The organism is Pseudobacillus wudalianchiensis (assembly GCF_001685015.1).
In the GTDB taxonomy this organism is placed as follows: domain Bacteria; phylum Bacillota; class Bacilli; order Bacillales; family Domibacillaceae; genus Pseudobacillus; species Pseudobacillus wudalianchiensis.
The window spans coordinates 31,804-56,394 of sequence record NZ_MAYT01000003.1; the positions used below are offsets into that span (position 1 = coordinate 31,804).

Annotated in this window: 23 protein-coding genes, 1 pseudogene and 1 riboswitch; of the genes and pseudogenes, 5 read left to right on the forward strand and 19 right to left on the reverse strand. The window is 42.3% G+C overall.

What is annotated here, in order from left to right; translation table 11 throughout:
- Positions 1-39: 39 nt before the first annotated feature.
- The 14 genes and pseudogenes from A8F95_RS05385 to A8F95_RS05450 all read right to left on the reverse strand — a co-directional run bounded on the left by A8F95_RS05385 (position 40) and on the right by A8F95_RS05450 (position 16,402).
- Positions 40-1,875, reverse strand: a complete 1,836-nt coding sequence (locus A8F95_RS05385) for a DUF6583 family protein (protein WP_065409608.1) — start codon at positions 1,873-1,875, stop codon at positions 40-42.
- Between the two features lie 176 nt (positions 1,876-2,051).
- Complete coding sequence (locus A8F95_RS05390) at positions 2,052-3,065, reverse strand: ThiF family adenylyltransferase (RefSeq protein WP_065409609.1); 1,014 nt, start codon at positions 3,063-3,065, stop codon at positions 2,052-2,054.
- Between the two features lie 15 nt (positions 3,066-3,080).
- The gene (gene thiS, locus A8F95_RS05395) at positions 3,081-3,284 is read right to left on the reverse strand and encodes a sulfur carrier protein ThiS (protein ID WP_065409610.1); all 204 of its coding nucleotides are present in this window, start codon (positions 3,282-3,284) and stop codon (positions 3,081-3,083) included.
- On the reverse strand, positions 3,268-3,900 hold the full coding sequence (locus A8F95_RS05400) for a thiamine phosphate synthase (protein ID WP_065409611.1): 633 nt from the start codon (positions 3,898-3,900) through the stop codon (positions 3,268-3,270). The genes thiS and A8F95_RS05400 overlap by 17 nt, the downstream gene beginning before the upstream one ends.
- The gene (gene thiH, locus A8F95_RS05405) at positions 3,842-5,020 is read right to left on the reverse strand and encodes a 2-iminoacetate synthase ThiH (protein ID WP_065409612.1); all 1,179 of its coding nucleotides are present in this window, start codon (positions 5,018-5,020) and stop codon (positions 3,842-3,844) included. Before thiH ends, A8F95_RS05400 begins: the two co-directional genes overlap by 59 nt.
- A 57-nt stretch (positions 5,021-5,077) precedes the next feature.
- Entirely contained in the window at positions 5,078-5,842 is a 765-nt protein-coding gene (locus A8F95_RS05410) for a thiazole synthase (RefSeq protein ID WP_065409613.1), read from the reverse strand.
- Positions 5,843-5,920: 78 nt separating this feature from the next.
- A riboswitch (TPP riboswitch) is annotated at positions 5,921-6,021 on the reverse strand.
- Positions 6,022-6,024: 3 nt separating this feature from the next.
- Positions 6,025-6,441, reverse strand: coding sequence for a large conductance mechanosensitive channel protein MscL (mscL, locus tag A8F95_RS05415; RefSeq protein WP_065409614.1), 417 nt, complete (start codon positions 6,439-6,441; stop codon positions 6,025-6,027).
- Positions 6,442-6,490: 49 nt separating this feature from the next.
- Positions 6,491-7,897 (reverse strand): glycosyltransferase family 2 protein, encoded by a 1,407-nt coding sequence (locus A8F95_RS05420; RefSeq protein ID WP_065409669.1) that lies wholly within the window; start codon positions 7,895-7,897, stop codon positions 6,491-6,493.
- 17 nt (positions 7,898-7,914) lie between these two features.
- The gene (locus A8F95_RS05425) at positions 7,915-8,973 is read right to left on the reverse strand and encodes a HEAT repeat domain-containing protein (RefSeq protein WP_141676229.1); all 1,059 of its coding nucleotides are present in this window, start codon (positions 8,971-8,973) and stop codon (positions 7,915-7,917) included.
- 202 nt (positions 8,974-9,175) lie between these two features.
- Entirely contained in the window at positions 9,176-10,594 is a 1,419-nt protein-coding gene (locus A8F95_RS05430) for an alanine/glycine:cation symporter family protein (protein ID WP_095407444.1), read from the reverse strand.
- 208 nt (positions 10,595-10,802) lie between these two features.
- Positions 10,803-13,232, reverse strand: a complete 2,430-nt coding sequence (gene parC, locus A8F95_RS05435; protein WP_065409617.1) for a DNA topoisomerase IV subunit A — start codon at positions 13,230-13,232, stop codon at positions 10,803-10,805.
- A gap of 4 nt (positions 13,233-13,236) precedes the next feature.
- Positions 13,237-15,192, reverse strand: a complete 1,956-nt coding sequence (parE, locus tag A8F95_RS05440) for a DNA topoisomerase IV subunit B (protein WP_245671144.1) — start codon at positions 15,190-15,192, stop codon at positions 13,237-13,239.
- A gap of 238 nt (positions 15,193-15,430) precedes the next feature.
- Positions 15,431-15,841, reverse strand: coding sequence for a CoA-binding protein (locus tag A8F95_RS05445; RefSeq protein WP_065409619.1), 411 nt, complete (start codon positions 15,839-15,841; stop codon positions 15,431-15,433).
- Between the two features lie 198 nt (positions 15,842-16,039).
- A pseudogene (locus tag A8F95_RS05450) lies at positions 16,040-16,402 on the reverse strand (winged helix-turn-helix transcriptional regulator).
- Positions 16,403-16,679: 277 nt separating this feature from the next.
- Between A8F95_RS05450 and A8F95_RS05455 the strand changes: the two are divergent.
- Positions 16,680-17,102 (forward strand): GlcG/HbpS family heme-binding protein, encoded by a 423-nt coding sequence (locus A8F95_RS05455; RefSeq protein ID WP_065409620.1) that lies wholly within the window; start codon positions 16,680-16,682, stop codon positions 17,100-17,102.
- 120 nt (positions 17,103-17,222) lie between these two features.
- Here the strand turns inward: A8F95_RS05455 and A8F95_RS05460 are convergent, their stop codons facing one another.
- Entirely contained in the window at positions 17,223-18,518 is a 1,296-nt protein-coding gene (locus tag A8F95_RS05460) for a purine/pyrimidine permease (RefSeq protein ID WP_065409621.1), read from the reverse strand.
- Between the two features lie 177 nt (positions 18,519-18,695).
- Here A8F95_RS05460 and plsY point away from each other — a divergent pair, with 177 nt between their 5' ends.
- Entirely contained in the window at positions 18,696-19,277 is a 582-nt protein-coding gene (gene plsY, locus A8F95_RS05465; protein WP_065409622.1) for a glycerol-3-phosphate 1-O-acyltransferase PlsY, read from the forward strand.
- Positions 19,278-19,352: 75 nt separating this feature from the next.
- Here plsY and A8F95_RS05470 read toward each other — a convergent pair whose 3' ends face one another.
- Positions 19,353-19,820, reverse strand: a complete 468-nt coding sequence (locus tag A8F95_RS05470) for a 2-thiouracil desulfurase family protein (protein ID WP_065409623.1) — start codon at positions 19,818-19,820, stop codon at positions 19,353-19,355.
- A gap of 188 nt (positions 19,821-20,008) precedes the next feature.
- Between A8F95_RS05470 and A8F95_RS05475 the strand changes: the two genes are divergently transcribed.
- Positions 20,009-20,305: a HesB/YadR/YfhF family protein gene (locus A8F95_RS05475; RefSeq protein ID WP_065409624.1), complete on the forward strand. Its 297-nt coding sequence runs from the start codon at positions 20,009-20,011 to the stop codon at positions 20,303-20,305.
- Positions 20,306-20,443: 138 nt separating this feature from the next.
- Here the strand turns inward: A8F95_RS05475 and A8F95_RS05480 are convergent, their stop codons facing one another.
- The gene (locus tag A8F95_RS05480) at positions 20,444-20,746 is read right to left on the reverse strand and encodes a hypothetical protein (protein ID WP_065409625.1); all 303 of its coding nucleotides are present in this window, start codon (positions 20,744-20,746) and stop codon (positions 20,444-20,446) included.
- A 14-nt stretch (positions 20,747-20,760) separates the two neighbouring features.
- The gene (locus tag A8F95_RS05485) at positions 20,761-21,183 is read right to left on the reverse strand and encodes an acyl-CoA thioesterase (protein ID WP_065409626.1); all 423 of its coding nucleotides are present in this window, start codon (positions 21,181-21,183) and stop codon (positions 20,761-20,763) included.
- Between the two features lie 142 nt (positions 21,184-21,325).
- On the opposite strand from A8F95_RS05485, the gene A8F95_RS05490 reads away from it, so the two are divergent.
- Positions 21,326-22,462, forward strand: a complete 1,137-nt coding sequence (locus tag A8F95_RS05490; RefSeq protein WP_077247229.1) for a M20 family metallopeptidase — start codon at positions 21,326-21,328, stop codon at positions 22,460-22,462.
- A 24-nt stretch (positions 22,463-22,486) separates the two neighbouring features.
- Entirely contained in the window at positions 22,487-24,178 is a 1,692-nt protein-coding gene (gene ggt, locus A8F95_RS05495) for a gamma-glutamyltransferase (protein ID WP_065409627.1), read from the forward strand.
- 82 nt (positions 24,179-24,260) lie between these two features.
- On the opposite strand, the gene A8F95_RS05500 is transcribed toward ggt, so the two are convergent.
- Entirely contained in the window at positions 24,261-24,398 is a 138-nt protein-coding gene (locus tag A8F95_RS05500; RefSeq protein WP_049661903.1) for an FbpB family small basic protein, read from the reverse strand.
- Between the last annotated feature and the right edge of the window lie 193 nt (positions 24,399-24,591).

The window sequence follows — 24,591 nt, forward strand, 5'->3', positions numbered from 1 at the left end:
TATTCATGCTTGATGGATTTTAATAAGGAGCACGGCTAGTTAGAAAACTCCCTTTTCATGTTCCAATGTCTCGCTACGAAACACTTCTTCAGATTCCGGATCCTCCTTATACAAGTCTTCCGCTTGAGGGTCATCTATGAGAGGAGCCCCTCCAAGCAGCCCTAATCTATTTATAAAATTTATGACATTTAAGACGACTTCCTGCTGGATTTGCGCCATTTGGGCCTCTGTTATCCTGTTCACGTCTACACTGTTTTTAAGATCATTTGAGAATGAAACGGTTTTAACTTTGTCCACTAGCTTTGACTTCGACTCGATTAAAAAAGAAAACGCTCCCCTATCTACTTCGTCACCATAGTTGATGGTTACATCCAGCTTGTCGTTTAAATACTTCTTATCCATATTGATGTCCTGAACTTGTTTGACGCTTCCGCTAATGTTAGAGAACCTTTCACGATTCCTTATCCCTTGAGCCGCAATGGCAAAGAAACGGTTAACCTTTTGCTTTTCTCCTGAATTTCTATTAAATGTTGATTTCATTTTGAAATTGATCGTTTTGCCGTTCGCTTTTAAAGAAAGGTGTGCCTTTTCTGTTCGTCCTTTCTCTTTCCCTTTAATATGTTTTGTCCATCGAACAGTGGTTATTTCTCCTCTATGCTCTTTCGGTACGGCCTTTACTGTCCACTCTTTTAAACTCTGTTCTTTTCCAAAAGGAACATCCTTTGTCTGAATAGACCAAGCGACTTGACCAGCAGCCGATGAAGCAACTATCCATTTCAATGTCCGCTCAACTATCCTCTGTTTTTTATCTATAAGCAAAATAGAAGAAAAGCCTTCTGGGAATGTTGTTTCCTGTAACTTTTTCTTTTCTTGTTTTAAATTATTCACCATATCGGCTTCTATCCTCTTTTGACTAGGCACTTCTCCATTTGCCTCTATAATAGCTCCTGCTTTTGCCGCCTTTTCTATCCGGGCCGCCAGCATGGAATGAAGTTTTTTATCTTGAATTAACCGATCTATGAAGAGAGTCATGAAGCTTTTTGTCTCTTCTGCTGTCAATGAAAGGGTCACTTTTTTAAGCTTCAGCTTTTCTCCTTTAACCGAATACTCTATCCCTTTTTCAAGAGCAAAATTCTCCTCCTTTAGCTGTTCTATTAGAAAAGGGATATACCGTTCTTGCAAGTAATTTATTTCTTTTTCGGTTAGCTCAAGTTCTTTCCAATTTACGGTTGAGAATTCTAGTTTTTCAGGTCCGGCATAAGATGGCTCGATTTTCCCCATAAAATCACCGTATTCTCCCAAGTTCAGATAGAAAAGCTTAGAGTAAAGCGTGGGTACCTTAATCCCCATTTGTGTATCTGTATGAATGAAATCCATGTCGAGGATGTCTTCATTTTCAAGATTGAGAGCAACATTATAATGCCCTGCGTTGTTCTGTGGATCTCGTTGTGCTTTTATGGCCATTTTCGCTTTGTTGAATCGTTCTCCTAACATCGCAGCTTGGGAATGAGAAGGCAGAGGGTTCATTTTCATTCCGGCTTGCAGTGTGATATGGGAAATTGAGGGCTGCTCTGTCACCTTGTTAGAGAACTCGACTGCTTCTCCATATTGTTCAGTAAAGTCGGCTTTCATTTGTTTGTAATTTTCGTATTCAGATAATAAAAAAAGCTCTTTCGGTGATGTATGGAACAAAAAAGCTATCGCTACTACTCCACCCAACAATAAAATAAGCAAAAACATCATCCAGCACCTCTGTTTCTGCCTGTTCGCTTCAAGTGTAGCTGCCGTTTGCCCAGCCGCTGTTCTTATGCCGCAAAAAGGACATTTTTCTCTCTCTTGTCTGCTCGTCCTTCCACACTGTAAACAGCTTTTCATTCAACCTCTTCCCCTTTCTCTGTACGCTATGTAAAAAGATGTTTCTCCCTTTCTGAATAGACTATCTCCCTTCCTTTATATCGCTGCGGCTGGAGAAATAGAACAGTAAGCGGCCATTTTGTACAATGAGAAAAAGACTGCCAGCCTCTGCGCGCCGACAGTCTTTTCCTTCATTATTAACCTAGCAATTGCTGATAAAGCTTTTTAGCCCCTTCTGGATCTTTTGAGCCGTGTACAAGCATCCTGCCATCTTGAAAAAGAACAATTCTTTTTTCTAAAATGACAGCGGAAAGCAAAAAGCCATTTGTTGTTACTTTTGCTCCTTGCTTCTCAAGTATGGAAGCTAGCTCTGTTAAATTAAACGTTCTGTTGTTTGGCGGTCTTACCTGCACCGTGTTTCTTCCACACAAAACAGCTGTTTTTGTCCGATTGTCTTCGGTTAAATACGGATATCTTGCCTCTTCTCCGCAGGATGGACAATTTGTTTTCTTTAACGCCTCTATCTTAATAGAGGAATAAGTGTTTTTCCATACATCAAATGAAACAAGCTCTCGCCGTACATCTCCCCATCTGCCTGCCAGGATTTTCAATGCTTCCGCCCCTTGAAAGGCGGTCGTCATCTGCACGGCGGGGGCAATAATTCCCGCTGTGTCACAAGTCATTCCCTCGGCTGGGAGCACATCCAGCAAGCAAGTGAAACACGGTGTTTCTCCAGGGATAATGACGCAGCTAATTCCCTGGCTGCCGACGCATGCCCCATAGATCCATGGAACGTTATATTTTTGAGACAAGTCATTGATTAAAAATCGTGTTTCAAAATTATCCGTTCCATCCAGCAGCAGATCTGGACGTTGATCCTCCATTAGAGTTGACAGCTCCTCTGGTCCTCCATCTGCAGTGATAGCGGATATCTCTACGCCAGAATTAATCTCTTGAATTCTTGTTCTAGCTGCTTCTGCTTTTGGCAGACGCTCTTTGGCATCTTGCTCCTTATAAAGCTGCTGTCGCTGCAAGTTTGTCCAATCAACGTAATCACGATCAATCAAGGTAAGCTTTCCGATTCCCGCCCTAACGAGCATTTCTGCCAAGGATGAACCGAGCGCCCCTGCCCCTACAATCAATACGTGTTTATCCGTATAAGGATGGGCTTCCTTTAAAAACAATTCTTGTCTGGAATAACGGCTTTCCATCATCCTTCCTCCTTCTTAACCCCCGCCAACGAATTGAACAATTTCAATACGGTCGCCCTCTTTTACAGTCGTCGAACCAATCTTCTCTTTTGGAACAATCTGTCCATTTGCTTCAATGATCACCGATTTGCCCTGCAGTGAATAAGCAGCGAGCAACTGTTCAAGCGTTGGTTCTTGCAAAGCCATTTGTTCCTCTTTGCCGTTAATGATGATATTCATATACCTCTTTTTCCTCCTTGTTTATTTCATTGTGATAGCAAGCAGCTGCTTTCCCTGGCTCTTTGCTAGCAAAAATCCCTGACATCACAGCGATGCCTTTCGCTCCCGTCATTTTTATTTCTCGGATATGCTGCGGCCTAATTCCACCAATTGCCACAACAGGGACAGATGAAGCGCGGACTGTTTTTTTCAACAGGTCTAGTCCTCTAGGTTTTCTACCCTGCTTAGAAGCTGTTTCATAGATATGGCCAAATAGCAGCCAATCTACCTGTCCTGCTGCCTTCTTTACAGCAGCTGCGGGCTCGTGGATCGAACAGCCCATTTTCAGCTGTTGACTAAACGTTTTTACAATTTGCGGCGGCAAACTGTTCTCTGTTAATTGCACACCGCCGGCTCCAGTGGCAAGTGCCACGTCTACACGGTCATTGATGATAATTTTTTCTTTAGGAACGCCGTTAACGATAAAAGTTTCAACCCAATGGAATAACTCCTTGGCACTGCGCTGTTTTTCTCTTATGTGAATGAAGTCAACGAAAGAATGAATCTCGGCGGCGATATTAGACGCCTGCACCAGTTCGAGCTTTCCGGTCGTAATCACATGAAGCTGAAAAGGCATCTTTCTCCTCCTCACCTGCTAAAATATCCCAGTCTTTAGAAACCGGCTGATAACCGAGCTGTTTAAGCCGGTGCTTTACTTCTTCTACCGAACGGGTATCGGAAATTTCAAATTGGCTGTTATCTTCTTTTTTATTCGCATAGCCACCAACAACTGTAGAAGAAGCGGCGGACATTTTTGTTACGCCAAGCTTAATAAGGTGATCTCTAAGTTCTGCTTCTTCACGAGTGGAGAGCGTAATGCCTGCACGCGGCATAAATAAGCGGAAAGCAAGCATGGCCTGAACAAGATCTTTATCCTCTACGTTCACTCGCGGCTCGAAGCCACCGAGGTTCGGACGGATACGCGGAAAGGAAACAGCAATGTCTGTTTCGATGTATTTTTTCTGTAAATAGCGGGCATGCAAAGCCGTAAAGAACACTTCTTTTCGCCAATTGTCCATCCCGAGCAGCGCCCCGATATTAATTGACCGCATGCCGGCCTGACAGCCTCGCTCCGGTGCATCAAGGCGGTAGCGATAATTCCGTTTCGGCCCTTTTATATGAATGTCTTTATACACTTCTTCATTGTAGACTTCTTGATAAACAGTCAGCCCATCAACACCGGCCTGGAAAAGCTGGTGATATTCCTCCGCATCAAGCGGCTGCACTTCAATCGCGATCGAAGCAGCATGCTTCCTTAAAATACGGGCACTCTCTGCCAAATATGAAACGGACGAGTGAACACGAGATTCACCTGTCAGCAAAATAACGTGCTGGATGCCCATATCTTTTAACGCTTTAGCCTCCTGATCAATTTCCAAAGCGGTTAATTTCCGTCTTGGAAAATCGTTATCAAAACTAAAGCTGCAATAAGCACATTTATTTACACAGTAGTCTGTTAAGTATAACGGTGCATACAAAGAAATCGTTTTCCCAAAATTCTGAACAGTTAACCAATGAGCCTTCTGCGCCATTTCTTCTAAGCGCTCAGCAGCAGCCGGTGAAAGAAGGGCTAATAAGTCGTGTTCGTCTAGTTCCGTTTTATTTAAAGCCCTGTCTACATCCTTTACGGTCATGCTTTCTAACATCGTTTCATATGGTTTATGTTTGATTGAATCGTACACCTCATAGAAACTCATCAAATTCCTCCTTACTATCATTTACTATCAAAGAACAGCGTTCACCTTAAGCAAAGGCTAACGTAAAAATCCAGTTAGCGGCGATGAAGCAGCGGCTCTTTGTGAGACTGGTCCTAGTCCGGCTAAATATGCTTTTCGTCCAGCCATAACGGCCAAGTTAAACGCTTCTGCCATGCTTACCGGGTCGTCCGCTGTCGCAATGGCCGTGTTAACAAGAACAGCGTCCGCTCCCATTTCCATTGCTTCAGCCGCTTCAGACGGCCTGCCAATTCCGGCGTCCACAATAATAGGCAGCGTTTTTTCTTCTATTAAAATGCGAATCATTTCTTTCATACGAATGCCTCTATTTGATCCAATAGGTGAACCGAGCGGCATAATAGCGGCCGCGCCGGCATCCGCTAATTTTTTGGCTGCCATTAAATCAGGATTCATATAAGGGAGAACAACAAAGCCCTCGTTAGAAAGGATATCAGTCGCCCGAATCGTTTCCTCATTGTCTGGCAGTAAATACTTCTGATCAGAAATCACTTCGATTTTAATCCAATTGCCCATTCCAGCCGCTCTCGCCAGTCTAGCGATCCTGACCGCCTCCTCCGCATTTCTTGCACCTGATGTATTAGGCATAATAATCATGTTGGACGGAATATCCTCCAAAATGTTTTCATGCCCCGCTTCGAGGTCCACCCTTCTGACAGCTACCGTGACTACTTCTGAACCGGACTGGGCAAAGGCTTGCCTCATGACCGAGTGATCCGCAAACTTTCCTGTACCCGTAAAGAGCCGGTTCGTTAACTTCGTTTGACCAATGATTAATTCATCCATAGTGATTCCTCCTTTTTACAATGAAAAAAAGCCTGCCACAACGGCAGGCTTTTCTTTATGTACAACAAACAAAGATACATACATAAAATACAGCTTCCCTCCGTTGGTACTAACCAAATCAGGTTCAAGGGTTAGATGCTTGCATCCTCTCAGCCATAAAGGCACCCCTAGCTAACTTTTATTTAATTTTCTCTATTATACTCTGAATCTTCTAAATTGTTAAGCACTTTTTTCGATTTTAATAAATCTCTAATCTCTGTAAGCAATTCTTCTTCCTTAGAAAGCACAGGTTCCTTCTCTTCTTCTTTTTTCTCATGATACAACTTGTTGAACAAACGAACAAAGAGAAACAAAGCAAAAGAAATAATGAGAAAGTGAACAATAGACTGTATAAAAAGCCCGTACTTTACTTCCGCTTTTCCAAACTGGAACACCAATTTAGAAAAATTAATGCCTCCTATCAATAAGCCGATGACGGGCATAATCATATCTTGTACAAGAGAAGAAACAATTTTGCCAAACGCCGAGCCAATAATGACACCGACAGCTAGATCAATCACATTGCCGCGCATGGCAAATTTTTTAAATTCCTGAAACAAATGAATAAGGCTCCTTTCAGCTGCTTTTATTCGTGATGGTTACTAAACGTTATTTTGATTCTGTCTTCGCTCCGACACCAATCCGCTTCATCTCTCCCCAATCCTTCTTACCAGCTAAAAACTGAAAAAATCCTTCTAACCGCCATTTAATCATTAAAGGGCGATACCAGAATGTTTCAGAAAGGGCAAAGAAAAATAGTTTCACAATATCAGACGGTTCTGGATACTTCCTTAAACTCCATTCTTCTAAGAGCACACCGCTCATGGATAAAATCGAGCCATATAAAAATGATAAAGTGGCCATCAGCAGGGCCGTTTCTGGATTAATAAATGAAAATAGCAAGCCGAATATAATAAGCAAATAACCCATCAGTTCAACAAACACGCCCATCAGCTCAATTAAAAAGAAATAAGCCATGGATAACATGCCGACAAGGCCGTATTTTGGGTTAAACAGCATATCCTTGTTATTCCAAATGACTTCACAAAGCCCTCGATGCCAACGCTGGCGCTGCCTGCGTAAATAGAGAGCCGACTCTGGAGCCTCTGTCCAGCAGACTGGGTCAGGTACGTATAGTATCTTTTTATTTATTCCTTCCTCTTTAATCATCCGGTGCAGCCGGACGACTAAATCCATATCCTCTCCTACTGTATTGGTCCGATAGCCGCCAATGTGAATAACGGACTCTTTCTCAAATACACCAAATGCCCCTGAAATAATAAGCAGCAAATTATGACGGCTTAGGCCGATACGGCCGATTAAAAAAGCTCGTAAATATTCTATGACCTGCATAATCACAAATGGCTTGTTGGATAGGCCCACTTCCATCACTTCTCCGCCTTCGATATAACAGCCATTGGCAATTCTTACGCTTCCGCCAACAGCAATCACATCACCATTTGAATCTAAAATCGGCTTAATCACTTTTAAAAACGCATTTCTTTCTAAAACGGAATCTCCATCCAGTGAACAGACATATGGATAATGAGATAAGTTTATCCCTGCATTTAAAGCATCTGCTTTCCCTCCATTTTTCTTGTCAATCATGTATAGATTTTTATAAAGTGTTGAACGGTAAATTCCTTTTACTTCAGCTGTTGGAACTCTCGTACGCAATACTTTATTTGTCTTTACCATCTGAAATGATTCGATCATCGTTTCAGCAGTTCTATCCTTTGAGCCATCGTTAATGACGATCACCTCGTATTCCGGATAATAAATGCTAAGGAGAGAGCGCACACTATTATAAATACCCGCTTCCTCGTTATAAGCAGGCACAAGAATAGAAACGGGCTTTGTATCAAAGGAATCAAGCAGATCTTCCTCTGCTTCGCTGGAGTTAAAGCCATATTCACTGCGCAATTGCCTTGCTGAGATAAACAGAATAATAAAGTAAAATAAAAGCACAAAAGCTGTATAGGAAATAAACAACCAGGACAAAACAGTACCAAGCATGCTAATGAATTGGTTCATCACGCTGTCACTCCTTCACTCTCGAGCCACTGGGCAGCCATGTCCTTTGCATAGCGGTCGCGATGAGTTTCTACTATGTGCTGCAAAATGAGCGTACCGTCTGCGTATTTTTGAATTGCTTCCCCGGCAGCATTGCGTACAAACCAGTTCTCATCGGCAATTAATTTTGTCAGCTGGGGCAAAAAACGATCCTTTTTTGCTGCTCCCGCCAACTTAGCAAACAACATCCGTTCTTGCCAATGTACAGAGCTGCTAAATGGATAGATATCCGTCTCCTCTTCAGCATATCCAAATAAATAAAGCACTTTTAGAGCGGCAATTCTAAGCTCTAAATGCGGCTGTTTTAATTGGGCTTTAATAAACGGTATATTGCTGTAATCCTGTTTTTCTGCCATCCACTCAATGATAGCTTGTTTAAATACATTGTTTAACTTTTCATAGTTCTCTATGAAAAACAATTGATATGTATTATTAAATCTTCTCAAGACATCCTTATATAAGCCTTTAGAATACGGCGGGGCTAAATCAACAAGATCCCTAGCCAAAGCTTGGGATTGTAAAGAAGCAAGAACCCTAATAGCCTCTTTCTGCTCTGCTTCTGTTTGAAATGAATTCTCAGCCAGGGCAAGCCACAAGTGAGGTGAAAAAGAGGTCATATGAAAGCCTTCTATCCGGTAAAGGACATTCATTCGTGTACTCCACCGTCTTTTTGTCAGCCGTCGTTTATATTCAGCCGTTAAGCGCTCTTCAGCGAGTGAAGAAATAGTCGCTCCTATTTCTTCCCCTTTTAACATCATCGCGGCTTCTTCCAATAGCTCCTCAAGCGCTTGTATGCTAAACGGCGTGTCGTTGATCCACCTGTTATATAACGCTTCCTCATTCCCTAGTAAATAAGCAAATAAATCGGGGCGTAAATAAGCTTTTATTTTTTCTACCTTAGCTGCTTTTCTATTAATGATTACTTTTTGAATGAGTAAAAAAGCAAGCAAGGAGAATAAAATAATGACAAGAACTAAATTAATATATAACAAAACAACGAAGGCATTGCTCAATATCATTCACCTGCTTTATCATTCGCTTAATGGCTAATTTCACCATTTATCCTTATATTCCTCTATTAAAAACCTATAAACGAATATGGTTCTTTAGATTTTATCAAATTTCTTACAATAAAAATAGGTTGTTGACTCTATAGGCGAAATAGAATTCTAACTTTTACACATGCGAAATAAACATAGCGCAGCCTAAGCTGCGCTATACTTATTTTTCATTTAGCCGTTTTCGTTCCCAGCAATCTACTTCCCCGATCCCTTCTATTGAATCCGAGTAAAAAACAGGCTCTTTTCCAGCCCTTCGCTGTTGTTGATAATCTTTCAATGCCGCTGCAGCGATTCTATAGAGTCCAGCGATAGCAACTAAGTTAATGAGCGCCATAATCGCCATAAACAAGTCTGCCATATCCCAGACGAGGCTAATCTTTGCAACAGAACCAAAGTACACCATACCAATAACCGCTAGTCTATAAATGAATAAAGCACTTCGAGAGTTTTTGATAAACTCAATATTCGTCTCTCCATAATAATAGTTTCCGATCACGGAACTGAACGCGAACAGAAAAATAGCTACAGCCAAAAAGATAGATGCCCAGTCTCCTATATGAACGGAAAGAGCCGATTGCGTTAAGTTAATCGAAGAAGCGTCCTTCCGTAAATATTCTCCCGACAGCAAAATAATGAAAGCGGTAGCCGAACAAACAACGATGGTGTCGACAAATACGCCGAGCGTCTGGATGAGTCCTTGCTTCACTGGATGGCTGACAGAAGCGGCTGCTGCCGCGTTTGGAGCTGACCCCATCCCTGCTTCATTGGAGAATAGACCGCGCTTGATTCCATTCATGATCGCGGCACCGAGCGTCCCGCCTAGCGCTTCTTCTATGCCAAACGCATTTTTAATGATTAGCATAAACATGGCTGGAATTTCTGTTATATTTATGATCAATACAAAAAAAGCTACAAGGATGTAAATAATTGCCATAACCGGTACGAGTACTTGGGTAACATGAGCAATTCGTTTAAGTCCCCCAAAAATGATGAAAGCTGTTAAAATACATAAAATAATTCCCACAACCGGCTTTGACACTTGAAAGCTTTCATTCATCGCAATCGAAATGGTGTTAGATTGAACGGCATTAAAGACGAGACCAAAACAAAATGTAATCGTAACAGCAAATATAATTCCCATCCATCTTTTATTTAAGCCTCTTTCCATATAGTAAGCTGGCCCGCCGCGAAAGCCGTTTTCATCTTTCACTTTATAAATTTGCGCAAGTGTACTTTCCACGAAGCTAGAGGCAGCACCGATAAACGCAATGAGCCACATCCAAAAGACAGCACCAGGACCGCCTGTCGCAATCGCTGTCGCTACACCAGCCAGGTTGCCTGTTCCAATTCTTGAAGCAGCACTCACCGTAAAAGCCTGGAATGAAGAAATCCCTTTCTTTCCTTCAGTGGAGATCGTTGATTTTTCAAAGATCACACGAAACATCTCTTTAAATAAACGAAACTGGACAAATTTCGTTTTAAAGGAGAAAAACAAGCCCAGCCCGATTAATAGAGCGATCATGACATAAGAATACAAATAATTGTTGATTGATAATATGTACTGATCGATTCTTTCCATAAAATCCATAAAATGCGTCCCTTCTTGATATTGATTTATAAAAATCAGCTTTTACAATTTACCAAAAGATTGACTTGCAATCAACTGACCTAGGTACCCTTCTTTCTTTCCCTTTCTTTTATAAAAACAAACAAAAAGAAGCTGGGTTTTGTATCCAGCTTCCTTCAGCACTTTTAATCAACTTAATCCTGTCAGCCTATTTGTTCTTTTATGAATCCTCTAATTGTCTCTGCTTCCAAATAGAGGTGACCTTTCCACTCTCATTTTCGTCTAAAACGAACGTTCCGTTGGAATAACGGTCGCTTCGTTTTAAATCCGAAAAATCAAACTGCTCAGTGATTCCTTTTGCGGTTTGCAGTACGAACTGTTCGTTTTGATCGATTACGGCTAAGCCTGCTACACGATGTGGGTTCCCTTTTAATTCCCGCAGCATGACGACTCCTCGTGCAGCACGTGAAAGCGGTTCAAATTCCGTTGATTTCATTTTCTTCACAGCTCCGCGATGGGTAACGAGCAGTAAGTCCTTTTCTTCGTTGGCTTCCCACACTTCCATACTCACTAAATGGTCGCCGTCTTTTAAATTAATTCCTTTGACTCCTGCTGCTCGCGGACCAACAAGACTGACTTCTTCTTCAGAGAATAATAGTCCATACCCAAAATGAGTCGCTAAGAAAATTTGTTTGTTTCCATCTGTTAAATGGACGCTAATGACCTCATCGTCATCTTTTAATTTAATCGCTGTGAGAGCCCTTGAATAGCGTTGCACTTTATAAGACGCTAATTCAGTCCGTTTGATCATGCCATTTTTTGTAGCAAACAGCAGATAAAGCGGCTCTTGAAAATCTTTAATCGCAAAAGCCGTCACAATGGATTCATCTTTTTCAAGCGTAACAAGGCTCGCCAAATGCTGCCCAAGGTCCTTCCAACGAATATCAGGAAGTTCATGCACAGGCAAGTATAAGTAGCTTCCCTTGCTTGTGAACACTAGCAATACATCCGTTGTATGAACTTCTTCTTTATAGAGGAGCCGGTCGGTCTCTTTCATAGCAAGATCTTTTCCGCCGGATGCAGAATAAGAGCGCAGGCTCGTCCGTTTAATATAGCCGTCTTTTGTAACTGTCACGACTACTTCTTCGTTAGGGATGAGGACTTCAAGGTTTACTTTAATTTCCTCAATCTCTTTTTCGATAACCGTTCGTCTCGTGTCATTGTATTTTTTCCGTACTTCTTTTAATTCTTTTTTAATGACACTTGTCAGTTTTTTCTCACTCGCTAAGATGGCCGTTAGCTGTTCTACTTCTGCTGCAAGTTCTTCTGCTTCTTTTTGCAGGGCTGTAATGTCTGTATTGGTCAACCGGTATAGCTGGAGGCTCACAATGGCCTCTGCCTGTGCTTCTGTAAAGTCAAACGCAGTCATTAAATTGGCTTTAGCATCACGCTTATCCTTCGATGCCCGGATAGTCGCAATGACCTCATCAAGAATAGATAACGCCTTGATTAATCCTTCTACGATGTGCTGGCGGGCTTTCGCTTTAGCTAGTTCATATTCAGATCGCTTTGTCACCACTTCTTTTTGGTGGCTTATGTAAGCATCAAGCAGTTCTGGCAGCCCCATTAGTACTGGACGTTGATTATGGATCGCTACCATATTGAAGTTATAGCTAATTTGTAGGTCACTTGCTTTGTATAAGTAGTTTAAGATTCCTTGGGCATCGCCATCTTTCTTCAATTCAATTACGATGCGAAGACCCGTGCGATCTGTTTCGTCCCGTACTTCAGCGATTCCTTCTACTTTACGATCGAGCCGGAAATCATCAATTTTTTTAACGAGAGTTGCTTTATTGACATCGTAAGGAATTTCAGTGATAACAATTTGCTTTTTTCCGCCCCGGATCTCTTCAATTTCAGCTTTTCCGCGTACAATAATTTTCCCTTTGCCTGTTCTGTACGCTTTCTCAATGCCATCGACCCCTTGGATAATGCCGCCTGTTGGAAAGTCTGGTCCTTTGATCACTTCCATTAAATCATCTACTGTGCAGTCTGGACGATCCATTCTCATGATTGCTGCATCAATGACTTCGCCCAGCTGATGCGGAGGGATTTCCGTTGCGTACCCCGCTGATATCCCTGTTGAACCATTGACTAATAAATTAGGAAACCGCGCTGGTAAAACAGTCGGTTCCTCTGTCGTATCATCAAAGTTGGGAATAAAGTCGACCGTACGTTTATCGATATCTTTTAACAATTCTCCCGAAATAGCGGACAGTCTTGCTTCTGTATAACGCATCGCAGCCGGTGGGTCGCCGTCAACAGAACCGTTGTTGCCATGCATTTCGACAAGCAGCTGACGAAGCTTCCACTCCTGGCTCATCCGCACCATTGCATCATAAACAGAAGAGTCACCATGCGGGTGGAAATTCCCGATTACATTACCGACCGTTTTAGCTGATTTTCGGAATCCCTTTTCATGTGTATTCCCCTCTGTATGCATAGCGTATAGAATCCGGCGCTGTACCGGCTTTAATCCATCCCGGGCATCAGGAAGCGCCCGTTCCTGAATAATATATTTACTATAACGCCCAAATCGGTCTCCGAGCACCTCTTCAAGCGGTAAGTCTTGAAATACTTCTTTTTGCATCTATTTATTCCTCCTTGCCGACTGAAAGATTCTCATTTTCTAAAATATTGCTGTCATCTTCCAGCCCAAAAGCAACATTTGATTCAATCCATTTTCGGCGCGGCTCTACTTTGTCACCCATCAACGTTGTCACGCGGCGCTCGGCACGAGCAGCGTCATCAATTAACACACGGATCAGCGTTCTCGTATCCGGGTTCATCGTTGTTTCCCACAGCTGATCGGCGTTCATCTCACCAAGACCTTTATAGCGCTGCAGCATGCACCCTTTTCCTACTCGTTTCATCGTTTCTGAGAGTTCTTCATCTGTCCACGCATACTCTACTTTTTCTTTTTTTCCGCTTCCCTTACTTACTTTGTAGAGCGGCGGCAAGGCAATATACACTTTACCCGCTTCGATAAGAGGCTTCATATAACGATAAAAGAATGTAAGCAGCAAGACTTGAATATGGGCACCATCCGTGTCGGCATCCGTCATAATAATCACTTTGTCGTAATTCGTGTCTTCAACATTGAAATCCGGTCCTACGCCTGCACCGATCGCATGGATGATCGTGTTAATTTCCTCGTTCTTAAAAATGTCCGCCAGCTTGGCCTTTTCCGTATTAATGACTTTTCCACGCAAAGGGAGAACTGCTTGAAACCGGCGGTCGCGCCCTTGTTTAGCTGATCCGCCAGCTGAGTCCCCCTCTACTAAATACAGTTCATTTTTTTGAGGGTTTCGTGACTGTGCAGGAGTTAATTTTCCAGAAAGAACGCCTTCATTCCGCTTCCGCTTCTTTCCACTGCGGGCATCTTCGCGTGCCTTTCTCGCTGCTTCTCTGGCCTGGGCTGCTTTAATCGCCTTTTTAATCAAGAGAGAGCTTGTTTCCGGGTTTTCTTCCAAGAAATAAGACAGCTGTGAAGAAACGACGCTGTCTACTGCCGACCGAGCTTCACTTGTACCGAGCTTTCCTTTTGTCTGTCCTTCGAATTGCAGCAATTCTTCTGGTATGCGTACAGACACAACAGCCGCTAATCCTTCACGAATATCGGTACCTTCGAGGTTTTTGTCTTTTTCTTTCAATAAGTTCACTTTACGGGCATATTCATTGAATACTCTTGTCATCGCCGTGCGGGCTCCTGCTTCATGCGTGCCGCCGTCCTTCGTCCGGACGTTGTTTACGAATGATAGGATCGTTTCAGAATAACCGTCATTAAACTGGAAAGCGAAATCTACTTCAATGCTGTTCTGCTCTCCTGAAAAAGAAACGACCTGGTGCAGCGTATCTTTTTCTCCGTTTAAATACTTAACGAATTCCTCGATGCCTTTTTCATAATAAAAAACTTCTTCTAATTTTTGACGCTCATCAGTCAAACTAATTTTCATGCCTTTTAATAAAAAGGCCGATTCTCTTAACCGTTCGCTCAATGTATCGAAGTTGTAGTGAATCGTACTAAAAATAGTGGGGTCCGGCTTAAAATGAATGGTGGTCCCTGTCTTTTTAGTTGTTCCGATCTTTTCAAGAGTCGTTACCGGTACGCCTCCGTTTTCAAACCGCTGCTGATAAATAAAACCATCGCGGTGAATCGTCACAGTCAGCCACTCCGATAAAGCATTCACAACGGAAGCACCAACACCGTGCAAGCCGCCGCTCGTTTTGTATCCTCCCTGGCCAAATTTTCCTCCGGCGTGCAAGATTGTTAAAATGACTTCGGGTGTCGGCTTCCCTAATTTATGCATACCAGTAGGCATTCCGCGGCCAAAATCCTGAACGCTGACCGACTGGTCTTTGTGGATCACAATTTTTATTTCCTTGCCATAGCCGGCAAGCGCTTCATCCACTGAATTATCTACGATTTCGTACACTAAATGATGCAGCCCTCGTGTGTCCGTGGAGCCAATATACATGCCTGGTCTCTTTCTAACTGCTTCTAGTCCTTCGAGAACCTGAATGGCATCATCATTGTAGTCAAAGGTCACTTCTTTTTTTGTCACAAAAATTCCCCTTTCAGACTTCCTAGAGAAACAAACAAACGTTCGTACACTTTATTATATCATAAAAATTCCAATGCTTCATCTCCTCATTCTATGGGAGCTTACAGTTGTACTGGGCCGGTCTGCATTTCCTCTGCCTTATTGTATGGTCAACAGGCCATTTATGCAAATAAGTAACAGCAAAAAACAAGCGGTGAAGTCCCGCTTGTTCGCTAATTGCTCCCTATTTTGTGAGGGCGTGTTCCACTTTTATGCATCTATCCATAATAACAGTTTTGCCTTTTTCCTTCAAAAACTCATAAGCTTCTTCGTTTGCTACTCCGAGCTGTGCCCAAAAAATATCGCAATCGATCTCAGCAAATTCCCTCGCGATCTCTGGCAAAAACTCTGAGCGGCGAAACACGTTCACAATGTCAACAGGCCCTTCAATATCTTTAAGGGAGGCAACTGCTTTTTCCCCAAGCACTTCATCAACAGTAGGGTTTACTGGAATAATTTTATAGCCTGCCTTCTGCATCGCTTCTGATACCATATAGCTCGTACGTTCTGGATTATCACTTAGCCCTACCACGGCAATCGTCTTTGCTTTTTTTAATAATTGTCCCATTTCTTCTCTTGTTGGATTCGTAATCATTCGTAACTCTCCTCCTTAAATGTATTAATTCGGCCTTAGGCTATCCATTTCCTTCTATCCCCTTTTATTTCCCTTTGTACAGCTCTCAAACACTTCCCGACATCAAGGATACGGTGTTAATTCTCCTGAATAAAGACTTTTACCCGCTGCCTTCTCAAGCACAAATAGTTTAAAGAAATAGAAGACTTACGGCCATCCTTATTCCTTAACAAAAAACTTTATATTTTGCTTTCCCCACTCGTACATTATTGGGACAATAGGCTTTAAGCTTCGTCCTATGTCAGTCTATGAATACTCTGCTCTTGGAGGAACTTCGGGAAATCCCCTCCGATTGATCATCCCATCCTCTTCTAACTCGCGAATCTGAGTCGTTAATACTTTATGGGTAATCTTCGGAAATAGTCGTTTAATTTCGCTAAACTGCAATGTACCATCGGTTCCTAAATAATAAACAATTGTGATTTTATACTTGCCGCTAATAAGCGATAAGGTTAACTCTTTTTCACAGTTAAATTGCCCCGCCTCTATCTTCTTTTTTATTTCTATTCGCAAAGCATCCAGAAACAATTTCCTCTTCCTGTCTTTCTTAAAAGTTTCTTTTTAGTAACTTTCTCACAAAAAGTGCGTTCTTCCATAAGAAAAAAAGCATCTTTTGGAATGAATTTCGGTTGGAAATTTTCATCATGGGCTGTTCTGATAGAAAAACACAAAAAGAATTGTGAATATGTCGCTGGAGTAATCGGAGAACTTTTAATCCGTTTACTGCTGACCCTTGAAGTTTTTCACATAAATTATGTATTTTTCTACAGGATAATCAAAAATAAGAAGGTTCATTCATATGATTAAAATTACACTAGATGTAGCAAAAGAAATTATTGCAGGTGCCGAAGAAGAAGCGAAAAAAATTGGAGTTTCCATCGTCATTTCAGCAGTGGATGAAGGCGGAAGCATGGTAGCTGTCCATCGAATGGATGATGCTTGGTTAGCGAGCATCGACATTGCCCAGAATATGGCTTGGGAGTTGGTTGCCTTAAAAATGCCTGCCACAAACTTAGCCAAGGCTGCTGTTCCGGCTGCTGAACTATACGGTTTAAACACAATGAACAATGGACGCCTTGTCATGTTCAGCGGTGGAATCTCTCTTGTCAGCGATGGAAAAGTAATAGGAGCTGTAGGCGTCAGCGGCAGCACAGTGCCACATGATGTTCAAGTGGCCGAAGCGGCTATTAAGGTTAAGGTATTTGACACGAAGTTTGCCTAATCATACATTTTAATTATAATTTACTACTTTAAAGCAGATCACTTGAAAAAGAACCTAAAAGTCAAAACGCAACAAAAGAGCCAGTGGAATACACTGGCTCTTTTTGGCTTATTACCATTACTAATTGTGCGCTTTCTGTTTAGTCATTGCTAGTAAAAATTGCTCTACACAAATAGATATAATGGTTCCAAGAATAAGTCCATTGTTAAGGATTGAAGCGGCAGCGGCTGGAAAATTAGTGAACGCTGCAGCCGGAACAAACATGGCTCCTACTCCTGCCAGCAGTGATATGCCGGCAACGAGACGTACACGTTCTTTATTCTTTTCTTTATCCATTTCGGCAAAAGCAAAGCCTGCCATACGCGCAAAGATCACAAATGTGACTGCATATCCGACCGGAGCCGGCAAAGAAGCCAATATATTCATCACTGGAGGAAAAATACTCATCCCTACGACAAGCAGTGAGCCTACAAAAAAGGGTCGAATGGAGGCATTGCCAGTTTGAGCTACGAACCCGGCTGCTCCAGAAATAGGAACAGAACCGATCGCCGAGAAGCTCCCCCCTAACATTTGATTAAGGCCAGCAGCCAAACCAGCACTGCGATAGCTGCCTTTTTGAATAGAACTGTTTAAATGAGTCATCACTTCTTCCATGACCCTAACCGAAGCGATCATATTAGCTGTTAAAAGAAGTGTAATAAAAGCGGCTGTGACGATGGTACCTGAATCAAACAGCGGCGGGCCAAAAACAAATAAACCCGGCAAGCTGAACAATTGTTTATCTGAAGCCGACATAAGCGGGGCCTCGCCAATAAGAAGAAACAGCAGCCAGCCAAATCCTAATGATATAATCACTGAATACTGCCGGATCCAGTGGACATGATGTGCTGAAAAGTAAAAAGCAGCGATCAATGTCATGGCACTTCCAGCCATAATCAGCGGACGAACGGTTCCCGCTTCATTCGGCAAGCCGAACATGCCATTCAAAAAAGAGCCGCTCAGCTGCAGAATAAGCAGTAATAAATAAATAAATGTCACAGTAGGCGTAAATAATTTAGCCATCTTTTCAAGCAAGCCGAAAGCAGCGAGAAAAATGAAAATGACCCCAGAGACGATCATCCCGCCTTCTAAACTTTGTAATGCCTGCTCGGTTGAAGAATAGATCGTGCCGGCAAAGCCTGCATAGATGGCAAAAACTCCCCACCAAAGCCCCGCTGGCCCTTCATTAATAGGCAGCCGATGACCAATCAATGCTTGTATAATCCCTGAAAGTCCCAGTACAAACATCGTTCGCTGTACAAACTCTGCTGTATCTGCTGGCGATAGATGAAATAAACCCGCGATTGCAATTGGGGCTACAAGAGAGCTCGCCAGGATAAAAAACAGCCATTGGACTGCGCTAAAAAATAATCCCATACTTTCACCTATTTCTTTCTAAAGTTAACTTCTTCCGTTTATTCAGCGTACGCTAATTTTTTCGTTCAAGCAACGGAAAAATCTCCTTTTCTTATTCTTCACATGTTAAAATAAGAATCAGTATGGTCACATTCTCATACATATGATTGTAAAGGACTAGATTAAAGGAGTACGTCTATGATTACTGCAATTATTATTTTACTAGCTTATTTACTCGGGTCGATTCCTTCCGGCTTAATTGTTGGCAAGTGTTTCTTCGGCATTGATATCCGCCAACACGGCAGTGGCAATCTCGGTGCCACCAATTCTTTTCGCACGCTCGGTGTAAAGGCCGGCATCGTTGTGACACTTGCTGATATTTTAAAAGGAACAGTAGCGACACTGCTCCCGCTTTGGCTCGGTTCTGACCTTGAACCACTGATCGCTGGCGTTGTAGCCGTTGTCGGCCATATGTTCCCTATATTTGCGGGCTTTAGAGGCGGAAAAGCTGTAGCCACTTCAGGCGGCGTCCTGCTCGGCGTTCAACCAGTCATGTTTCTTGTTATTCTGCTTAGCTTCTTTATTTCACTTTATTTAACGAAGTACGTTTCGCTATCATCGATTATTGTGGCGATTGTCGCTTTTACTTATGCGGTTATCCTACAAAATGTTCCACTTATTATTGTCGTTGGTCTTTTAGCTTTTTTCGTTATTTATCGTCATCGTGCCAACATTTCACGCATTAAAAATAAAACAGAGCCTAAAATTAAATGGATGTAAAAAAAGCATCGCTTGTGCGGACAATACTTTATGGTAACCTACCATATGTCCAACGCTAGCGGTGCTTTTTTATTTTTATTCTACTTCTTGCAAAAACTGCTCTACATTTTCCTCTGAAATGACTTGAAAGCCCTTCCTTTGAAGCAAAGCCGCCGTTACCCCGACACCCGCTATCCTTTCATTCTTAAACTCTCCATTATAGATCATTCCACTTCCACAGGAAGGGCTAAATTCTTTCAAAATAACCGTGTCCGCCTTTATTTCTTGAGCTTTTTCGAGCGTTTTATAGGCACCTTTTACGTAAAGATCGGTTACATCCCGTCCAGACTTTTCTATAATCTTAGCTCGGCCGTTCAGAACATCCTCTCCGTCGCCGCCGATGATTTCTGCCGGTTCTCTCGGTGTTACAAAGCCACCCAGCAGCTCTGGACAAACGGCAATCGCCTCGTTGTTTTCAATCAGTTCTCTAATCTTGCTATGCAAGCTGTGCGAACCGTTATACCTTACCGGCAAACCAGCTAAACAAGAACTCACTAAAATCATTCTTTCACCTCCGCTATTACTTTCATTTGTTTTCTGAACCAGTGGCTCCTAATTTGCCAATACCCTTAGCGGTCACAGAAATATGAAAACCATATGGTCTGTCAGCCAACTTTTAAATTTGGCAGGCATCTGCTTTTATTATTTGTTTCCCCCGTGATACACTGAAGAAAAGTAGAGGTGAATGGATCATGAATATTCAAGTAGGAGAAAAAGCCCGCGCTTGGTTTAAAAACGAAATGGACGTCAATCAAGGGGACTATGTACGCTTCTTCGTTCGCTACGGAGGCTCCAGCCCGCTGCATGAAGGATTTTCACTTGGCGTATCAAAAGATGAACCGATGGAAATCGGAGTAAAATCCGAATTAGATGGAGTGGTTTACTTCATAGAGCAAAAAGATCTTTGGTACTTTGATGGACACGATTTACGTGTGAATTATAATGAAAAACTGGACGAGCCAGAATATGAATACGTAAAATCTTCTTAAAAAACGAAAAGGCACAACTTGTGGCCTTTTCGCTTTTTATAATGTGGCTTTGTTATACTTGGTTGTTGACCTTCGTTGCAGGCGGACGCTTTCCGCTACAAACAATTATTGAAAAAGAACCTTCATCTTTAATAAAGCCTATAATTTAAATCTTTGAATATGACTTTGCAGCCCTTCTTTTTCCAATATCTCTTTTTGCCGCCGGCCGAGCAGATCGAAATGTGAATAACCACCCTTTCTTCGGTCAATCCACTCTTCTTTAAGCCCGTATTTTTCTCCCCAGCGAGCAAGCTTCTCTAAATCCCGGCACCCTACTTTTGTCACGGTATAACAATCTGGAAACCTTTCATCAAGCCAGTAATGGGTTAAAAAAGCAATATTCCCTTTGTCAATCTGCTGCTTCCACTCCGCCAGCTCTCGCCGATCAATGCCAAATGCCATCTCTTCCGTCCATCCTATGCTTGCTTTTTATTTTCTTCGTACACTTTATGCCAGTCTGGAAAAATCCGCTTCATGGACACCGGGCGGAATGTATCCTTTTTCACAATAGTGTGAGATGTTGTCCCTGTGACACAAACCTCTCCCTCTTTATTTTTAATTTCATATCCGTAAACAGTCCGGACCCCATTATATTCTTCAATCCAAGAATAGACCCAAGCCGTATCCCCATAACGAAACGGCTTTTTATAGGAAAGCTGAATGTCCAGCACCGGGGCCACATACCCTTCCTTCTCCATTTCCGCATAATTAAAGCCTAAATCCTCAATTAATTGCGTGCGGCCAAGCTCCAGCCATACGACGTACTGGCCGTGATACACCACTTGCATCGCATCAGTTTCTGCATACCTTACTTGTACTTCTTTTTCTGAAACAAACATCTGTCCAATCTCCCTTGTTTCTTTTTTACGTCTTGATCTACTCAGTATAGCCTAGCCAGCTGGCAAAATAAAGCATGTTTACACCTTCAAACAAAGAGGGAATCACTTAAGGACAGAAGATAAGAGCTAAGGAGGGTTTCTTTTGATTAATTATCTTCATGATAAAAAACAAGAAATGATTGATCTGTTAGAGACCATCGTCAACACTGACAGTAATTCTTACGATAAAGAAGGCGTTGATCAGGTAGGTGCTTTACTAAAGGAAAAATTTGAAGATATTGGAATGTATGTAAAGGTGCATCGTCAAACAGAGCAGGGCAATCATTTAGAAATCAAAGCAGAGCGAGAGAGCCAGCCGAAAATATTGATTATTGCCCACATGGACACTGTATTTCCAAAAGGTGAAGCAAAGAAGCGGCCTTTTTCCGTTATCGGAGATAAAGCCTACGGACCGGGTGTGAACGACGAGAAAGCGAGTCACGTTCAAGTTCTCTATGCGATGAAAGCTTTAAAAGAGAGCGGATCACCAGCTGTAAACAATGTCCATATCATTTTCAACAGCGACGAGGAAATCGGCTCTATTTCATCCAAATCCTTAATTGAAGAAGCAGCAGTTGGGAAAGACTATAGCCTTGTCGTGGAATGTGGACGGCCAAATGACGGCGTCGTAACAGAGCGCAAAGGAGTTGGCCATTTCACTGTAAATGTAACAGGAAAAGGTGCTCATTCCGGAGTAGAACCCGAAATCGGGATTAGCGCTATTGAAGAGCTAGCCTATAAAGTCATCAAGCTTCAGCAATTAAATGATTACGAACAAGGATTAACAGTGAATGTGGGCCTTATCAAGGGCGGTACCTCTGTGAATACCGTCCCTCCCCATGCAGAAGCGGAAATTGACGTCCGTATCAAAAATGAAGACCAAGCGATGAATGTAACAAATTCTATTCATCAAATTGCTGGGGAAGAAACAGTGAAGGGCACACGAACAGAATTAACTGGAGCCATCGACCGTCCTCCAATGGAGCGGACAGAAGAATCTAAAAAACTATTCAACATGATAAAAGAAACCGGAAAAGAGCTTGGTTTTACGATTCATGAAGTCAGCACAGGCGGTGGTTCTGATGCAGCTTTTACAGCGGCTAAAGGAATCCCAACAATTGATGGGATCGGCCCTATCGGAGAATTCTCGCATAGTGAAACAGAAGAATATACCGATTTGAATTCTTTAGTGGACCGAACGATCTTATTAGCCAAAATAATTGAACGTTTATCTATGTAACTTATCAATCTTGAGGTGAAGAAAATGAATGTACAAAATATCATAAAAAACCAAAAACGAGAAAATGAGGGACAGCGAGCCTGGGCTGATGCTGGCATGACTGCAAGCGCTACAGCTGAAGCTTCGAAAATTGGCGCTGAAGTGTTGAAATCTGGCGGGAACGCCATGGATGCACTGGCCGCCATGCAATTTGCACTCGCTGTCTCAGAGCCCTTCAATACTGGGCTTGGCGCCAGCGGTTTTATCGTTTATTATGATGCTAAAAAACAGGAAACAAAAGTCATTCACGGGCATTCAAAGGCGCCGAAGAATGCTAGAAAAAATATATTTGTGGATGAGAACCAGGACGTAATCCCTTTCTTAGAGCGATCAACTCCCGGTACCGCTGTCGCTATTCCAGGCATCCTCAAAGCGTTTGATCAAGCGATTAAATTGTACGGACGTAAAACCTGGGGGGAAGCGATTGAGCCCGCTATTCGTTTGTCCGAAGAAGGCATTGAAGTCAATGACTTATGGGTCACAGCGATCGAAAGATTTGGGAATCGCCTTGGAGAAGAAGCTCGCTCTTTTTTCTTTCCGGACGATGTGCCCTTAACAAAAGGTGAAAGAGTTGTGAATGAAGATTTAACAAACGCGCTCAAAGAACTTCAAAAAAATGGCGCAGACTCTTTTTATGGAGGGACTATCGGAAAAGCGATTGCTGAAGAAGTTCAAAAATTTAAAGGCTGCTTAGTATTAGAGGACCTGATTGATTATGAGGCAGAAATAGCCAAACCGCTTCAAGCTACTTATAAAGAATTTGATGTCATCGTACCAAGCCCCCCAAACGGAGGCGGGTTTGCCCTTCTTTACATGCTAAAGTTATTAGAAAAGCTGAATATCGGACAGTATAACGTCCGGTCGTGGGAAAAATACTATCTAATCGCGGAAACCCTGCGAATCATGACAGCCGATAAGTTAACCTTTATGACCGACCCTTCCTTCTACGATATCCCACTTGAAGGTCTGCTTCACCCTGACTATCTGGATGAACGTATCCGGCTGTATAACTTTACATTTCGTAATGATAAAATTGCAGCCGGAAACCCTTGGAAATATGATAAGGATAAAAAACCAAGCGGTCTAAAGGCACAAACTTTTGAAATTGGCTCCGAAACGACCCACTTTGTGGCGGTGGACGAGGAAGGCAATATTGCCATGTGCACCTCTTCTCTAGAGCATAATTTTGGGTCAGGCATTATGGTTCCGGGCTATGGCTTTTTATTAAATAATGATATGACAGACTTCGACCCTTCCATTGGAGGCGTTAATAGTGTAGAAGCGAATAAATATCCTGTCAGCATGAAAACACCGACCCTCGTTTTTAAAGATGGGAAACCATTTTTAACACTTGGTTCTCCTGGCGGTCCAACGATCGTTGCTTCTGTCCTACAAACACTAATTCATGTAATTAATTATGAAATGGACTTAAAGGACGCGATTGAAGAACCCCGCATCTTTAACGGTACCGGACCGTTGATCTGGTGGGAAGAAGGGTTGCCCGAAGAAGTGAGACAGGTGCTTGAAAAAATGAACTATCAATTTGACGAGATTGCTCTTCCAATGGGTAACGTTCAGGCTGTCCTATTTGATCATCAATCTAATCAATTATATGGAGCAAGTGATTCATCAAGACCAGGCATCCCTGTAGGGGTTAATAAATCTGAATTAAACTAAAACACAAAGAGCGGCTCCCCTGTCAAAAGGAGAGACCGCTCTTCTTATGTAGGAGGAGCTGCACGACTTCCCCTTAAAAGCTTTATTTAGCAGATCGTTTAATTTCTAAACGTTCTTCTAACCTGTCTTCGATCTCTTTCATAGCAGCCGGATTTCGAAGTAATTCACTTTTGTTTTCCTTTACTAACTCAGCAAACGACTTTCTCTGTCTTTTTCTCATAGCGCACTTCTTCCCTTCTATCAATAGTCATTACGACTATCTTACCCATAAAAAACTTTTTTATACTAAATTTTCTAATAACTATAATAATTATGCAGAAAGTAAAAAGCGACTGGCAGTATGCCAGTCGCTTGAAAGCTTTATATGTTCGATGAGGGTTTTTTGTACGCGCAATCTGTAAAGGATGAGTATT

Coding starts and splice junctions, on each gene's coding strand:
- A8F95_RS05475 (WP_065409624.1), top strand. CDS start 20,009: ATGAATATTCAAGTAGGAGAAAAAGCCCGCGCTTGGTTTAAAAACGAA.
- thiS (WP_065409610.1), bottom strand. CDS start 3,284: ATGAATATCATCATTAACGGCAAAGAGGAACAAATGGCTTTGCAAGAA.
- A8F95_RS05445 (WP_065409619.1), bottom strand. CDS start 15,841: ATGATTACGAATCCAACAAGAGAAGAAATGGGACAATTATTAAAAAAA.
- A8F95_RS05390 (WP_065409609.1), bottom strand. CDS start 3,065: ATGGAAAGCCGTTATTCCAGACAAGAATTGTTTTTAAAGGAAGCCCAT.
- thiH (WP_065409612.1), bottom strand. CDS start 5,020: ATGAGTTTCTATGAGGTGTACGATTCAATCAAACATAAACCATATGAA.
- A8F95_RS05455 (WP_065409620.1), top strand. CDS start 16,680: ATGATTAAAATTACACTAGATGTAGCAAAAGAAATTATTGCAGGTGCC.
- A8F95_RS05410 (WP_065409613.1), bottom strand. CDS start 5,842: ATGGATGAATTAATCATTGGTCAAACGAAGTTAACGAACCGGCTCTTT.
- A8F95_RS05400 (WP_065409611.1), bottom strand. CDS start 3,900: ATGCCTTTTCAGCTTCATGTGATTACGACCGGAAAGCTCGAACTGGTG.
- A8F95_RS05385 (WP_065409608.1), bottom strand. CDS start 1,875: ATGAAAAGCTGTTTACAGTGTGGAAGGACGAGCAGACAAGAGAGAGAA.
- A8F95_RS05425 (WP_141676229.1), bottom strand. CDS start 8,973: ATGATATTGAGCAATGCCTTCGTTGTTTTGTTATATATTAATTTAGTT.
- A8F95_RS05470 (WP_065409623.1), bottom strand. CDS start 19,820: ATGATTTTAGTGAGTTCTTGTTTAGCTGGTTTGCCGGTAAGGTATAAC.
- A8F95_RS05420 (WP_065409669.1), bottom strand. CDS start 7,897: ATGCTTGGTACTGTTTTGTCCTGGTTGTTTATTTCCTATACAGCTTTT.
- A8F95_RS05460 (WP_065409621.1), bottom strand. CDS start 18,518: ATGGGATTATTTTTTAGCGCAGTCCAATGGCTGTTTTTTATCCTGGCG.
- A8F95_RS05430 (WP_095407444.1), bottom strand. CDS start 10,594: ATGGAAAGAATCGATCAGTACATATTATCAATCAACAATTATTTGTAT.
- plsY (WP_065409622.1), top strand. CDS start 18,696: ATGATTACTGCAATTATTATTTTACTAGCTTATTTACTCGGGTCGATT.
- A8F95_RS05480 (WP_065409625.1), bottom strand. CDS start 20,746: ATGGCATTTGGCATTGATCGGCGAGAGCTGGCGGAGTGGAAGCAGCAG.
- parC (WP_065409617.1), bottom strand. CDS start 13,232: ATGCAAAAAGAAGTATTTCAAGACTTACCGCTTGAAGAGGTGCTCGGA.
- A8F95_RS05500 (WP_049661903.1), bottom strand. CDS start 24,398: ATGAGAAAAAGACAGAGAAAGTCGTTTGCTGAGTTAGTAAAGGAAAAC.
- ggt (WP_065409627.1), top strand. CDS start 22,487: ATGAATGTACAAAATATCATAAAAAACCAAAAACGAGAAAATGAGGGA.
- A8F95_RS05485 (WP_065409626.1), bottom strand. CDS start 21,183: ATGTTTGTTTCAGAAAAAGAAGTACAAGTAAGGTATGCAGAAACTGAT.